The organism is Burkholderiales bacterium (genome assembly GCA_035518095.1).
In the GTDB taxonomy this organism is placed as follows: Bacteria; Pseudomonadota; Gammaproteobacteria; order Burkholderiales; family JAHFRG01; genus JAHFRG01.
In genome coordinates, this window is sequence record DATIXX010000020.1 from 1 (window position 1) to 14,479 (window position 14,479).

At 57.9% G+C, this 14,479-nt stretch carries 11 protein-coding genes; all 11 read left to right on the top strand.

The window, feature by feature from the left end:
* A partial coding sequence (locus tag VLV32_03780; protein HUL41013.1) for an aldehyde dehydrogenase family protein occupies window positions 1-553 on the top strand: 553 nt, incomplete at its 5' end.
* The gene (locus tag VLV32_03785; GenBank protein HUL41014.1) at window positions 550-1,194 is read left to right on the top strand and encodes a lactate utilization protein C; all 645 of its coding nucleotides are present in this window, start codon (window positions 550-552) and stop codon (window positions 1,192-1,194) included. The genes VLV32_03780 and VLV32_03785, both read left to right, overlap by 4 nt.
* A 48-nt stretch (window positions 1,195-1,242) precedes the next feature.
* On the top strand, window positions 1,243-3,201 hold the full coding sequence (gene glgB, locus VLV32_03790; GenBank protein HUL41015.1) for a 1,4-alpha-glucan branching protein GlgB: 1,959 nt from the start codon (window positions 1,243-1,245) through the stop codon (window positions 3,199-3,201).
* Between the two features lie 89 nt (window positions 3,202-3,290).
* Window positions 3,291-5,504 carry a 4-alpha-glucanotransferase gene (gene malQ, locus VLV32_03795; protein ID HUL41016.1) on the top strand — a complete coding sequence of 738 codons (2,214 nt, stop codon included), beginning with the start codon at window positions 3,291-3,293 and terminating at the stop codon, window positions 5,502-5,504.
* A gap of 278 nt (window positions 5,505-5,782) precedes the next feature.
* Complete coding sequence (locus VLV32_03800) at window positions 5,783-6,985, top strand: cation:proton antiporter (GenBank protein ID HUL41017.1); 1,203 nt, start codon at window positions 5,783-5,785, stop codon at window positions 6,983-6,985.
* Complete coding sequence (locus VLV32_03805; GenBank protein HUL41018.1) at window positions 6,982-8,109, top strand: YbdK family carboxylate-amine ligase; 1,128 nt, start codon at window positions 6,982-6,984, stop codon at window positions 8,107-8,109. The genes VLV32_03800 and VLV32_03805 overlap by 4 nt, the downstream gene beginning before the upstream one ends.
* A 67-nt stretch (window positions 8,110-8,176) precedes the next feature.
* Window positions 8,177-9,565: a citrate transporter gene (locus VLV32_03810; protein ID HUL41019.1), complete on the top strand. Its 1,389-nt coding sequence runs from the start codon at window positions 8,177-8,179 to the stop codon at window positions 9,563-9,565.
* Between the two features lie 212 nt (window positions 9,566-9,777).
* Window positions 9,778-10,944: a TRAP transporter substrate-binding protein gene (locus VLV32_03815; GenBank protein ID HUL41020.1), complete on the top strand. Its 1,167-nt coding sequence runs from the start codon at window positions 9,778-9,780 to the stop codon at window positions 10,942-10,944.
* Between the two features lie 106 nt (window positions 10,945-11,050).
* Complete coding sequence (locus VLV32_03820; GenBank protein ID HUL41021.1) at window positions 11,051-11,653, top strand: TRAP transporter small permease subunit; 603 nt, start codon at window positions 11,051-11,053, stop codon at window positions 11,651-11,653.
* 39 nt (window positions 11,654-11,692) lie between these two features.
* Complete coding sequence (locus VLV32_03825) at window positions 11,693-13,012, top strand: TRAP transporter large permease subunit (GenBank protein HUL41022.1); 1,320 nt, start codon at window positions 11,693-11,695, stop codon at window positions 13,010-13,012.
* 12 nt (window positions 13,013-13,024) lie between these two features.
* Entirely contained in the window at window positions 13,025-14,401 is a 1,377-nt protein-coding gene (locus VLV32_03830) for an amidase (protein HUL41023.1), read from the top strand.
* Window positions 14,402-14,479 lie beyond the last annotated feature (78 nt).

Consider the following 14,479-nt stretch of genomic DNA (forward strand, 5'->3'; position numbering starts at 1 on the left):
AGATATTCAGGGAGTGGACATGGGTCCACTGGTGACGCGCGCGCACCGCGACCGTGTGAAGAATTATATTGATCTCGGCGAGAGAGAAGGCGCGAAGCTGGTGCTGGATGGACGCGGAATTAAAGTCCAAGGCTACGAAAAGGGTTTTTATGTCGGACCCACGCTGTTTGATCAAGTCACGCCGCAAATGACGATTTACCGGGATGAAATTTTCGGCCCGGTGCTGATTGTATTGCGTGCTGAGAATTACGACGAAGCCATACAGCTGGTCAACCGCAATGCCCACGCCAACGGCACTGCGGTGTTCACACGCTCGGGCGCACTGGCGCGGCGCTTCCAGCACGAAATAGAAGTCGGGATGGTCGGCATCAATGTGCCGATACCGGTACCGATGGCATTTTTCTCGTTCGGCGGTTGGAAGAATTCGCTGTTCGGCGATTTGCATGTTCACGGCACGGAAGGGATCCAGTTTTATACTCGCACCAAAGTGATCACCGGGCGCTGGCCAGAGAGGCCCGAAAAAGCCAAACTTCATATGCCTAGCCACTCATGAGTGCGCGCGACAACATTCTGGGCCGCATTCGCACGGCGCTCGGGAAAAGCGCGGCTCGCGGCGAACGAGATGAAATTAACGCCTATATCGAGCAGCACACGGCTGGCCCCAGGCCGCAGGCCGAATGGAATCCCGTTGTGCGCTTTCGCGAGTGCGCATCGAGTTTAGCGAGCAGCGTGGACCAGGTTGCATCCATGGACCAGGCGCCGTCGGCAATAGCGCGCTATCTGCGTGAGCAAGGGCTCCCGCTGCAAGCCGTGTGTTGGCCCGAACTCGGGCGGCTCGATTGGGCTGCACAAGGAATGAGGGTGGCCGCGCGGCCTGCGAACGGAAGCGATGTTGTGGGTATAACGGGGGCATTTTGCGCGATTGCGGAGACCGGAACATTGGTGATGCTCTCGGGACAGGATACGCCCCTCGTGACCAGCCTCTTGCCTGAAACGCACATCGCCGTTATCGACGTCGCTCGCATTGTGAACACGATGGAACAAGCCTGGGATTTGCTGCGCAGCGAACGTTCGATGATACCTCGGGCGGTCAACTTTATCTCCGGACCTTCCCGGACCGCGGACATCGAGCAAACTATCGTGCTCGGGGCTCATGGACCGTACCGCGTGCATGTCGTCATCGTGCAACGGTAATTTTCAATTGGATAAGGTTGGTTCAAAACGTACCGGAGCGAAGGCCTCATGGATGCCATGAATGGCGGGTCAGCCGGCACGGCGCCGCGTCCACAGCATGTCGATGCCCAGGCGCCGTGGCGGATCAGCGATCACGATGTTTTTTTGTTTAAAGAAGGAACCCATTACCGGTTGTATGACAAGCTTGGAGCGCATCGGGTAACGGTCGAAGAGGGACCTGCAGTTCATTTTGCAGTCTGGGCACCCAATGCTGAAGCCGTTTCCGTGATCGGCGATTTCAACGGCTGGAATTCAGAACTGCACCGCTTGCGGGTTCGCGGCGACGGGTCGGGGATCTGGGAAGGCGTTGTTCCCGGTTTAGGCGACGGCACGCTCTATAAATATCGAATCCGCTCCCGGATGAATGCCTACGAGGCGGACAAAAGCGACCCCTTCGCATTTACCTGGCAGAAGCCGCCCGCAACCGCTTCCAAGGTAACTCGCCTCGATTATTCGTGGGGAGACCAAAATTGGATGGCGGCGCGCCACGCAAAATTAGCGAGGGAAGCCCCGGTCTCAATTTACGAAGTCCACTTGGGCTCGTGGCGCAGGATTCCGGAACAGGGCAACCGGCCATTCAGCTATCGCGAGCTTGCACAGCCGCTTGCCGACTACGTCCAGCGCATGGGATTTACCCATGTCGAGTTTATGCCGCTTATGGAACATCCCTTTTACGGCTCGTGGGGATACCAGATCACGGGTTATTTCGCGCCCTCGGCGCGCTACGGAACGCCGCAGGATCTCATGTATTTGGTGGATTACCTTCATCAGCGGGGGATTGGGGTCATTTTCGATTGGGTGCCATCGCATTTTCCCAATGATGAGCATGGACTGGTCTATTTCGACGGCACGCACCTGTATGAGCACGCGGACCCGCGGCAAGGCTATCACCCGGAATGGAAAAGTTGTGTATTTAACTACGGCCGCCATGAAGTTCGCGCCTTTCTTATGAGCAGCGCGATGTTCTGGCTCGACAAATATCATGTTGACGGGCTGCGTATCGACGGCGTCGCATCCATGCTCTATCTGGATTACGCAAGGAGCGAAGGTGACTGGATTCCCAATGAATACGGAGGCAGAGAGAATTTGCACGCTGTGGACTTTCTGCGCCGCCTGAACGAGGCAGTGTACCGCGACTATCCGGACGTGCACACGATCGCCGAGGAGTCGACGGCGTGGCCCATGGTCACGCGTCCTACGTCAGTCGGCGGACTGGGATTTGGGTACAAGTGGAACATGGGCTGGATGCACGATGTGCTGCGTTATATGGCTGAAGACCCGGTCCACCGTAAGTATCACCACGACAAGCTGGCATTCAGCATCTGGTACGCGTTTAGCGAGAATTTCGTTCTCCCACTTTCGCACGACGAAGTTGTCCATGGCAAGGGTTCGCTGATCGGCAAAATGCCAGGAGACGAGTGGCAGAGGTTTGCCAATTTGCGTTTGCTCTATGGTTACATGTGGGCACACCCGGGCAAGAAGCTGCTTTTCATGGGCGGCGAATTCGGGCAGATCAGCGAATGGCGACATGACGAAAGCCTCGAATGGAACGTTCTGGATTACAACCTTCATCGCGGCATGCAGGCCTGGATCTCAGATCTTAACCGGACCTATCGCGCGCACGCCGCATTGCACGAATACGATTGTGAGTCACTGGGCTTCGAATGGGTGCAATGGCAGGACCGGGACACCAGTGTATTGAGTTTTTTGCGGAAAGGTCGCAGCGCTCGCGATGCGGTGCTCGTCGTATGCAACTTTACTCCCGTCGTGCGCGCGGGTTACAAAGTTGGCGTATCGTGCGGGGGATGGTGGCAGGAACTGCTCAATAGTGATGCTGTTGAGTACGGCGGCTCCGGAGTGGGCAATGCGGGCGGTATAGAGGCGCATCGCGAACCACACCATGGGCGCGAGTGGTCTTTGCATCTCAACGTCCCGCCTCTCGCAGTGCTATGGCTGAAAAGCCCGTAAAGCAAGTGATCCCGCGCATCGATCGTCGACAAGATACCCAATAGATCATCATCCTGCTCTGTGTGGTGGTTGTTACAACCGGCAAAAAAATGAATCCTGCTTTGCTCGAACAACTATGTGCTGCTTGCGGAGTCGCGACCCAGTATCGGGATGCGTGGGGAACGATGCGTACAGTATCGATCCAGACGCGCAGCGCGCTGCTCGAAGCGATGGGATACCGAGTTACATCGGACGAGCACATATGCAATGCTCTTAACGCACGCGTAGAACAACAATGGTGCCGGCCGCTGCCGCGGGTACACGTCGCGCGAGCCGGGGAGGAACTCGCGCTGGCGGTGGCGCTACCGGAAACCTGTGCCCATTTCAAGTTCGAGTGGACGCTGGAGGAAGAAGAGGGCGCGTCGCGCAGCGGAAGTTTTCTGCCCGCCGAAATGGCGGTCGAAGAAAGGCAATACGTCGCTGGCGCGGGGTTTATTCGCGTGAGGCTCTTGTTGACCCGGCCTCCTCAGCCCGGCTATCACAAGTTCAAACTTCATGCGCCCGGGGAGGAATCCGCGCCGCAAGCAACCATGTCGCTGATCATTGTGCCGCATCGCTGTTATCTGCCCGCTTCACTTAAAAGTGGCAAACTTTGGGGCCCCATCGTTAATCTTTACGGAATTCGGTCACAGCGCAATTGGGGCATGGGCGATTTCACCGACCTGCTTGCGCTGGTAGAACTAGCGGCGCAAAGCGGCGCCGCTTTTGTCGGCGTCAATCCCCTGCATGCGCTGTTTCCCCATGACCCCAGCCACGCGAGCCCGTACAGCCCTGCAAGCCGAGCGCTACTAAATATTCTCTACATCGATCCCCAACGCGTACCCGATTTTCGCGACTGCGTGAAAGCGCGCAAGTCGGTGGCACGCCGGGAATTTAAGGCTGAACTGCGTGATCTGCGCACGGCTAACTTGGTCGACTACCGCCGGACAGCAAAGCTCAAGTTTGAAATCCTGGACCTGCTGTTCGAACATTTCCGTACTCATCATCTCGATTCAGGCTCCGATCGCGAGCGAGCCTTCCGCGCATTCCAAAACGCCCAGGGGGATACGATGCGGCTTGCCTCGCTGTTCTTCGCGCTTCAGGAGGAACTTCACGTGCGCGATGCCACGGCCTGGGGTTGGCGCACCTGGCCGGAGGAATACCGCGATCCTAATTCAAACGCGGTTCTCGAATTTGCCAGGAGCCATGCGCGGCGCGTCGAATACTATGATTACCTACAGTGGAATGCCGAGATGCAGCTGGACGCGGTCGGCAAACGCGCGTTGGAGCTAAAGCTTGGGGTGGGTCTTTATCAGGATTTGGCCGTGGGCGCGGATTCGGGGGGCGCCGAAACCTGGGCTGCGCAAGGACTGTATGCCGGTCAGGCTACCGTGGGCGCCCCGCCGGACGAATTCAATGTCAAAGGACAGGATTGGAGTATGCCACCGTTTTTGCCGGAACGGTTGAAGGATGCCGCTTACAAACCTTTTATTACCTTGTTGCGCGCCAATATGCGCCACTCCGGGGCGCTGCGCATAGATCATGTGATGGGTTTGATGCGGCTTTACTGGATTCCCGGCAATGAAAATCCCGACTGCGGCGGATATGTCTCCTACCCTGTCGACGACTTGCTGGGGATCGTCGCGCTCGAAAGTGAGCGTAACCGCTGTATGGTGGTCGGTGAAGACCTCGGTACTCTGCCGGAGGGAATGAATGAGCGGCTGTACGCTTCAGGCATCCTTTCTTCCCGCCTACTGTATTTTCAGCGCGAGGGCAACGGCGCTTTCTCGCCGCCTGCGCACTACCCGCCGCAATCCCTGGCAGCGGTCGGTACGCATGATTTGCCCACGCTGCGCGCTTTCTGGCTGGGTAACGACCTCGAACTGCGTGCACGCCTGAACCTTTTTTCAAATGACGAGCAACGGCGACGACAGATCATGCAGCGCGCCCAGGACCGGTCCGGTTTGCTGATTGCGCTCGATCGCGAGAAACTGTTGCCGCCCGGTATCACCATTGATCCGGTTTCTGCGCCGGATATGACGCCCGAACTTGCCTTCGCGGTGCACCGCTTTCTTTCGCGTACGCCGTGCATGCTGTTTGCGGTGCAGCCGGAGAATGTCTTCGGCGAGGTGGAACAAATAAATATCCCGGCGACGACCGGGTCGCAGTATCCAAATTGGAGACTAAAGACTACGCTGCGGCTGGAACGATGGGGCAAGAATAAGCGCTTTGCAGCATTGCTTGAGGCGCTCAATCCGGAGCGCGGTGCTCTTTTGCCAAGTTGAAGCCTGTTCTTTACGTGGACTGGCGAACCTGCGTTAACCTTCCGCTTAACCGTGCGCAGAAACAGTGTATGCGCGGGGTCAATGGTATCTCGAGGCTTTGGTGCCGCGCGCTTCTCTCGCCCCGGATGCTGCGAGAAATTCCGGTTGCAGAGAAAAATGCCCGTTGGTTATAATCCGGGTAGTTTCAATATATCAGCGTAGCAGTTCCTGCCTCATGCGAGAGCCAAATATCGGCTCCCGCGCATCACACTCGTTGTTTTACTTCATCAGCCGTTACCATGTCCAACTTCGACTTCCTGCCAATCTTACCTCTCACGCTCACTCCGCCACTGTTATTCGGTTTGCTGCTGCTGCTGGGTTTGCTTGGCGGCGAGGTGGCACGGCTGTTCGCGCTGCCGCGTATCACCGGTTACCTGCTGGTTGGCGTGCTGTTCGGCCCGGGAGGTCTTGACGTATTGAGCCGCGACCTTATACAGGAAAGCCGGGTATTTGTGGATATTTCATTGGGACTGATTCTTTTCGAACTCGGCCGCCGCCTTGATTACCAATGGCTGCGCCGCAACCGCTGGCTATTTGCTACCGCGATTGCAGAGAGCGCGTTTGCCTTCTGGGCGGTTTATTTCGGGCTGCGTTATTTCCATTATGAGCCGGCGTTTGCCGCGCTTGCCGCGGCGATCGGAATCGCCACTTCTCCTGCAGTGGTGTTGTTGGTTGCGCATGAGTTGCGCTCGGAAGGGCAGCTTACTGAGCGCATGCTGCTGCTGACTGCGATCAACAGCGTGTTTGCCTTCTTCAGTGTGACCATGTTATTGCCGTTCCTGCTTTTGGAACAGCATGCCGGATGGGAAAAAACGCTGTTGCAACCGCTCTATGTCACGCTAGGTTCGCTGCTCACGGGCTTTGTCGGCAGTTATCTCGTGTTACGCTTCGCGGGCTGGCTGGGCAAGCGCGAGGATCGCCAGTTCATCATGCTTGTCGGCATGATTGTGCTGACTGTCGGATTGGCCCGCACGCTTAATCTATCAGTACTGGTCGCATTGCTCACTCTTGGCATACTGGCGCGCAATCTCGACTTCGGCCACAAGCTGATGGCCGTTGAGTTCGGTCACGGCGGACAGCTGTTTTTTGTGATTCTGTTTGTGGTGACTGGCGCGGGCCTGCGCTTCGATGCGCTACCGCAAGCGTTGTTCATCGCCGGCGTGTACATCGTGCTGCGTTTCCTGGGCAAGGCGCTGGCGATCCTGGTGTTTGGGCGTTTAAGCGGACTGCGGCCTGGCGCTGCGGGCTTGCTCAGTATTGCATTGTTGCCGATGTCAGGGCTCGCTGTCGTCCTGGTGCAGCACACGTCGAGTTTCTTTCCCGAATTCGGCGCCAGGTTGTCTGCAGTGGTGCTTACCGCAGTAGCCCTATTGGAGCTCATCGGTCCGCTGGCGACTCAGTTTGCGCTGAAGCAAGCGGGCGAGGCGGGAGAACGACGATGACGCTGGAATTCACGCAATCGCAGGCGTGCACCACGGGCGTTGAGCTTGAACTGCAGCTGCTAAAGTCCCACGATTGCAATCTAGCGCGCGATGCCGCTGATTTGCTGGCGAGACTTGGCAAAGTGAAACATCCGGGTCAGGTAAAGCCGGAAATCACCGAGAGCATGATCGAGCTCAATTCCTCAATTCACACGCACTACACGGCGCTTGCCGACGAACTGCGGACGATACGAAACGTGGTGGTACGCGAGGCGGAACTGCTCAACCTGCGCGTGGCCGGCGGAGGCACGCATCCCTTTCATCAGTGGAGCGAGCGGCGCATTTATCCGACCGAGCGTTTCAAGCATCTGCTCAATCTTTACGGCTATCTCGCCAAGCAGTTCACGGTATTCGGGCAGCACATCCACATCGGCTGTCCCAATGGCGATGACGCGGTCTATCTCATTCACATGTTGTCACGCCATGTTCCGCATTTCATCGCGCTTTCCGCCTCTTCGCCGTTTTATCAGGGGGAAGACACTGGTTTTGCATCTTCGCGGCTCAACGCCATTAGCGCCTTTCCTTTGAGCGGCACTATGCCGTTTGTGCAAAGCTGGGATGAATTCAATGCTTATTTCGACCGCATGTACTGTTTCAAGATTGTGGAAAGCATGAAGGATTTCTATTGGGACATCCGCCCGAAGCCGGATTACGGGACGGTTGAAATCCGGGTATGCGATACGCCATTGACGGTGGACAAGGCGGCGCGAATCGCCGCGTTCGCCCAAGCGCTTGCGAATTACTACTTGACGGAACGGCCGAAGCGTGCGACCCGGGATATTTACCTGGTTTACAATTACAACCGGTTTCAGGCCTGCCGCTACGGTTTTGCCGCCAATTTTATTAACGCGTATGACGAAAGCCACAGCAGCCTGGGTGACGACCTGATCGCGACGCTCAAACTCCTTGCGCCGTACGCCGAAACCCTGGAAAGTGGTTCCGCGCTCAATCAGCTACTCGACGAGACGGCGGCGCGCCGCAACGATTCATACTGGTTGCGCGAGCAACTCAAGAAATCCGGTTCACTTAACGACGTGGCGCGGCTGCAGAGCAATCTGTGGATGGGGAAACCGGAACGAAGCTGAAGCTTTGGCTGCATTTCCGCGGCGTCCGATGCAATTCGAGGAGCGCGCGGGTCCATGAAAGGGTAGCGTGGCTTTTTTTGAAAACATCAAGCAGCGCAGCGCACGCAAGACAACTCGGCTAATGCTCGCGGCATTCAGCCTCACGTGGAATGGCTTGGCAAGCGCTGCGCCTGTAGCCGGGAGTGTTGCACGGGACGGCCCCGCGTTGCTTGGGATTCCGGTTGATTTTATCCTGTTTGCGCTGACACTCTTGGGCGTGGCTTTATTCCATCGCCATACGCTTTATGTGGCGCTTACCGGTCTAACCGTCGTCCTCAGTTATAAATTTCTTTTCGTTGGGTTCAGGCATGGCCCCGGTTTTTCTGGCTTCATCTCCCACATGGGGCATGAGTGGGTGATTCTCACCAATCTTTTTCTGCTACTGGTCGGATTCGCGGTTCTTTCCAGGCATTTTGAAAAGAGCCAGGTGCCAGCCGTGCTGCCGAAATTCCTTCCCGACGACTGGAAAGGCGCATTCGTGTTACTGGTGATGATCTTCGTTTTGTCGAGCTTTCTTGACAACATCGCGGCGGCAATCATCGGTGGCACCGTCGCCGCGGCGGTATTTAAGCAGAAGGTGCACATTGGCTATCTCGCGGCCATTGTCGCCGCTTCCAATGCCGGCGGTTCGGGAAGTGTGGTTGGCGACACGACCACCACCATGATGTGGATCGACGGTGTGAGTCCGTTTGATGTATTTCAAGCTTATGTAGGCGCATCGTTGGCGTTGGTAATTTGTGGCATTCCTGCGGCGCTGCAGCAACAGCGCTATTCGCCAATAAGAAAGGACCCGCCGCGCGGAGTCCGCATTGATTGGGGACGGGTTTTCATCGTCGCGCTGATCCTGTTTGCCGCGATCGTCGCGAACATCGTGGTCAACGTCAAGTTTGCCGATATCTCCGACCGTTTTCCTTTTATCGGCTCGGCAGTGTGGCTCGCGATCTTGATTGCGATTCCGCTTCGCAAACCGGACTGGAAGGTCGTGCCGAACGCAATAAAAGGCAGCATTTTTCTGCTTTCGCTGATTCTGTGCGCGTCACTCATGCCGGTGGAGAAACTGCCGGCCGCGTCATGGCATACGGCACTTGGCCTGGGTTTTGTTTCCGCAGTGTTTGATAACATTCCGCTTACTGCCTTAGCGCTACATCAGGGCGGGTATGACTGGGATTATCTTGCATATGCAGTGGGTTTCGGCGGCTCGATGATCTGGTTTGGTTCGTCGGCAGGAGTGGCACTTTCGAACATGTACCCGGAAGCCAAATCGGTCGGCGCATGGCTCACGCAAGGCTGGCATGTAACGGTGGCCTATATTATCGGTTTCGTTGCTTTGCTTCTGGTGCTCGGTTGGCACCCGAATGCGCCGCACAAATCATCAAGCGCCCCATTTCACGCGGTTGTGAAAGTCGGAAAGATTTAAACCCTAGACGTTCGCTTTCCAGACTTTACCGATACCACGCGATTGATTTTAGCCTAACCTCGGTATACGATGGGAGCGTTCGCCTGATGCGTGGGGAATTGGGCTTATCGCGTTTGATTCAATTCCTTTACAACAGCGCAAACCATACCAAGCCGGGCATCCTGCCCGAAACTTAAGTTGCTTTTAAAAACGCTTAAATGAAGGAGGAGTCCATGAGCACAAATCGAACGGCTTCCGAAATTGCCAAGACCGAAACAGTGAACTCGCGCCGCAAATTTCTTAAAGGTGCCGCCGTTGGCACGGGCGCTGCCGCCCTTGGCTTTCCCATGATCTCGCGCGGCGCCGGGCAGACGGTGCTCAAAATGCAGGGATCGTGGGGCGCGGGAGATATGCTGGAAGTGTACGCCATTCAGTATGTCGACATCGTCAACGACATGGGCAAAGGCTCGGGGCTCAGGATCGACTATCTCACTGCCGGGTCGGTGGTGAAGGCGTTTGAGGTGCAAGACGCGGTCAACAAAGGCATTCTCGACATGGGGCATTTAGTGGCCGCTTACTGGTACGGCAAGAACCGAGCGGCCTCGCTGTTTGGCACCGGCCCTTGCTGGGGCTGGAATGCCGATCAGTTCCTATCATGGTACTACCTGGGCGGCGGCCGCCAGATGCACCTCGACCTGCTGCAAAAGACGCTAGGATTGAAGATCATTGGCTGGTACTACATGCCGATGCCCTGCCAGCCGCTCGGCTGGTTCAAGTTCCACCCGACGAGCGCGGCGCAGCTCAAGAATCTCAAGTACCGCACCGTGGGCCTCGCGACCAACGTCATGGAGGAGGTGGGTTGCAAGGTGACCCAGCTCCCCGGCGGCGAGATCATCCCCGCCATGGAGAAAGGCGTGATCGAGGCTTTCGAATACAATAATCCAACCTCGGACCGCCGCTTTGGCGCCGCCGACGTGGCCAAGTACTACATGCTGTCGAGCTACCATCAGACCGGCGAGGCGCTCGAGATCGAGATCAACACGGCCAAGTGGAACTCTTTGTCGCCAGAGCACAAGTCGATCCTCGAGCACTCCGTGCAAGCCGCCAACTCGCAAGCGATCTGGACCGCTTTCGAACAGTATCCGAAGGACCTGCAGGATTTGATCCACAAGGACGGCGTGCACGTATACCGCACCGATCAGTCTATCCTCCAGGCCCAGCTCAACGCCTGGGACAAGGTAGTCGCGAAGTACAGCGCCGAGGTGCCCGAATTCAAAGCGGTGTGCGACTCGCAGAAAGCGTGGGCCAAGAATAGCGCTTACTTCAACCTCCTGAATCGGGCCGACCTCAAGCTCGCCTACGACCATTACTACGGGAAGGAACTGCCGCTCGGCTTCTAGAAATCGGTAACCCTTCGGCACGCAATGAAGCGACGGGGTGGCGCCTTCCGTCAAGCGCCACCCCATCGAAATGAAAACGACTTAAGGTGGGGGTTCGAGTCGCGCCATGCAATCCTTCATTCTGAATATTGACCGCTGGAATACCGCGGTCGGCAAGGCGTTCGGCTGGTATATTCTCATTCTGACCTTCGGCGAATCCTACGAGGTCTTTGTGCGCTACCTGCTGAACGACCCCACCACCTGGGCGTACGATGTTTCCTACAACATGTACGGGGCGCTGTTCTTCATGGCAGGCGCATACACCCTCGCGCGCCACGGCCACGTCCGCGTCGATGTGGTTTACCGGCTGTGGCGGCCGCGGGTGCAAGCAGGAATCGATCTCGTTCTGTACATCGCCTTCTTTTTCCCGGGCGTCATAGCCCTCATATACGCGGGCTCCCAGTACGCATCGGAGTCCTGGCGCTACCACGAGGTGGCCGTGTCCAGCCCTGCCGATATCCCGATCTTTCCCCTGAAAACGCTGATCCCCGCGGGTGGCGTCTTGCTGTTCGTGCAGGGTCTAGCCGAGGTGGCGAGGTGCGTGCTCTGCCTGCGAGACGGACAGTGGCCACCGCGACTGCATGACGTCGAAGAGCTGGAGACCGCCATCTTGCATGAACAGGAGGCAATCAGGGAACACGGATTGCGCGGCACGGAAGCGAAGTCGTAGGTAAATAATCATCCAAACAAGAAAAAGGAGCGCGCCCCAATGACGAGCCCGGATGTCGCCTTACTGATGGTGGGCATTTTCGTAGTCACGATCATGCTCGGATTCCCGATCTGGGTCACGCTCATGGCGATGGGCGTGTTCTTCGGCTACTGGGCGATGGGCGACCGGATCTTCTTTCTTCTCACCCAGAACACCTTCAGCATCCTCAGCAACGATGTTCTCACCGCCGTCCCGCTGTTTCTGTTCATGGGTTACATCGTGGAACGGGCGAACATACTGGATCGATTGTTCTTCAGTATTCAGATCGCAGCTAGAAGGGTTCCGGGCTCGATGGCGGTGGCGACCCTGCTTACCTGCGCCTTTTTTGCGACCGCCACAGGGATCGTAGGCGCGGTAGTCACCTTGATGGGGTTGCTCGCATTTCCGGCCATGCTCAAAGCAGGCTACGACACCAAGCTTGCCGCAGGGGTGGTTTGCGCCGGCGGGACCCTCGGGATCTTGATCCCTCCAAGTATTTTGCTCATCGTCTACGCGGCGACGGCGGGCATCTCGGTGGTGCAGCTCTACGCAGGGGCGTTCATCCCGGGCTTCGTGCTCGCCGGCTTCTATTGCCTGTACGTAATTGGACGGGTGATTCTCAACCCGTCGCTTGCCCCCGATTTGCCTAAGGAGCAGACGGACGTCCCGTTTCAAAAGGTTGTGGTCGCACTGCTCACCTCGTTCTTTCCGCTCGCGGTGCTCATCATGTCGGTGCTGGGCGCGATTGTGTTCGGCCTCGCGACGCCCAGCGAGGCGGCATCGGTAGGCGCCCTCGGAAGCGTAATCCTAGCCGCCGGCTACCGCGCGATCGACTACCAGCGCCTCAAAGAGGCGGTCTACCTCACGGCGCGCACCACGGCGATGGTTACCTTCCTGTTCGTGGGTTCCTGGACTTTCGCCTCCGTCTTCGCCTACCTCGGCGGACAAGATCTCGTCATGCACGCGATTGGGAACATGCACCTCACGCGTGTACAGTTCCTGCTTCTCTCCCAGTTCATCATCTTCCTCCTCGGCTGGCCACTAGAGTGGACGGAAATCATCATCATCTTTGTTCCCATTTTCCTGCCGCTGCTTCCGGTGTTCGGTGTCGATCCCCTGGTGTTCGGCATCTTGGTTGCGCTCAACATTCAGACCTCATTCAACACGCCGCCAATGGCGATGTCTGCCTACTATTTGAAGGGGGTCGCACCGCCGCACGTGCGGCTGACCCAGATATTCGCGGGTGCGCTGCCGTACGTCTTTATGGTCTTCATCACGATGGCGCTGCTGTACGTGTTCCCGGACATGGCGAAGTGGCTTCCCAGGGTGATGTACCATTAGACGCCCGCAGTGATGACTGAAATCATGCCCGAGATACTCACCGAGCGCGCGCGCGCGCTGACCCGGCTCGGGGCGACCGAGGCGGCGGCAGCGATCCGCGACGGTCAGATCACGTCCGAGGAGCTGGTGGACGCGTGTCTAGCCTGGATCGACGAGGTGGAGCAGAGCGTTCAGGCCTGGGCGTTTCTGGAGGCAAAGCATGCGCTGGAGCAGGCGCGGGCAGCGGATGAAACGCGGCGCCGGGGAAAACCCGTGGGCGCGCTGCACGGGGTTCCCGTCGGAATAAAGGACAACATCGACACGGCGGACATGCCCACGGAAGATGGCACGCCTCTGCATGCCGGGAGGCGGCCAAGGAAAGACGCAACTGTGGTGTCCCTGCTGCGGAGGGCGGGGGCAGTCATTCTGGGCAAGACCGTAACTACCGAGCTTGCGGTCTATGCTCCCGGCAAAACGCGTAATCCGCACGATCCCACGCGCACGCCCGGTGGATCATCGAGCGGCTCGGCCGCGGCGGTTGCGGCGCAGATGGTGCCACTCGCAATCGGCTCGCAAACCAACGGTTCGGTCATCCGCCCGGCGTCGTACTGCGGCATCGTGGGTTACAAGCCAACACACGGGTTGATTTCCCGCGGCGGGATACTGCGCCAATCACGCGTTCTCGATCAAGTCGGTGTCTTCGCGCGTTCGCTGGCCGATGCGGCACTGTTGGCGCAGGAGCTCATGGCGTTCGATTCTTCGGATCCGGATTTGCGACCCTGCGCTTCCCCGCGACTGCTCGATTTCGTTACCCGCCCGCTTCCACTTCCTCCACGTTTCGCGTTTGTCAAGACACCGATGTGGGATCAGGCTTCCGCCGATACACAGGCGGCCTTCGCAGAGCTGGTCGAATCTCTCGGCAACCAGGTTACAGAAGTGACGCTGCCGGAGCCGTTCGCCGACGCCGTCACGCTCCATCGGCTGATCATGGAAGCCGACCTTGCTCTGAGTTTTGCGCCAGAATACCAACACGGCGCGGCGCAGCTCAGCGCCACCCTGCGCCAGATGATCGAGCGCGGACAGCGCCACTTGGCGGTGGACTACAACCGTGCGGTGGCGCGCATTCCGATCTTCAATGCAGCGCTGGACGACGTGTTTCACGAATTCCACGCCATCGTCACGCCTGCGACGATTGGCGAAGCACCACGCGGGCTTGAAACGACCGGAAACCCGGTCTTCTGCACGCTATGGACTCTGTGCGGACTGCCCACCATCGCCGTGCCCATCATGCAGGGTGCAGAAGGCCTGCCGCTGGGAGTTCAGCTAGTCGGCCCGCGCGGTGATGACGCGCGACTGCTGCAGTGTGCGCGCTGGCTGGAAAATCATGTGGCTGGAGAGAGTTCCGATTAGGCGGCAAGCCGCGTCGGGCAAAGAAGCGGCTCGTATTGCGCCTGGGCGGCGGGCGGCAACGGCATGAAGAGGTGAAAC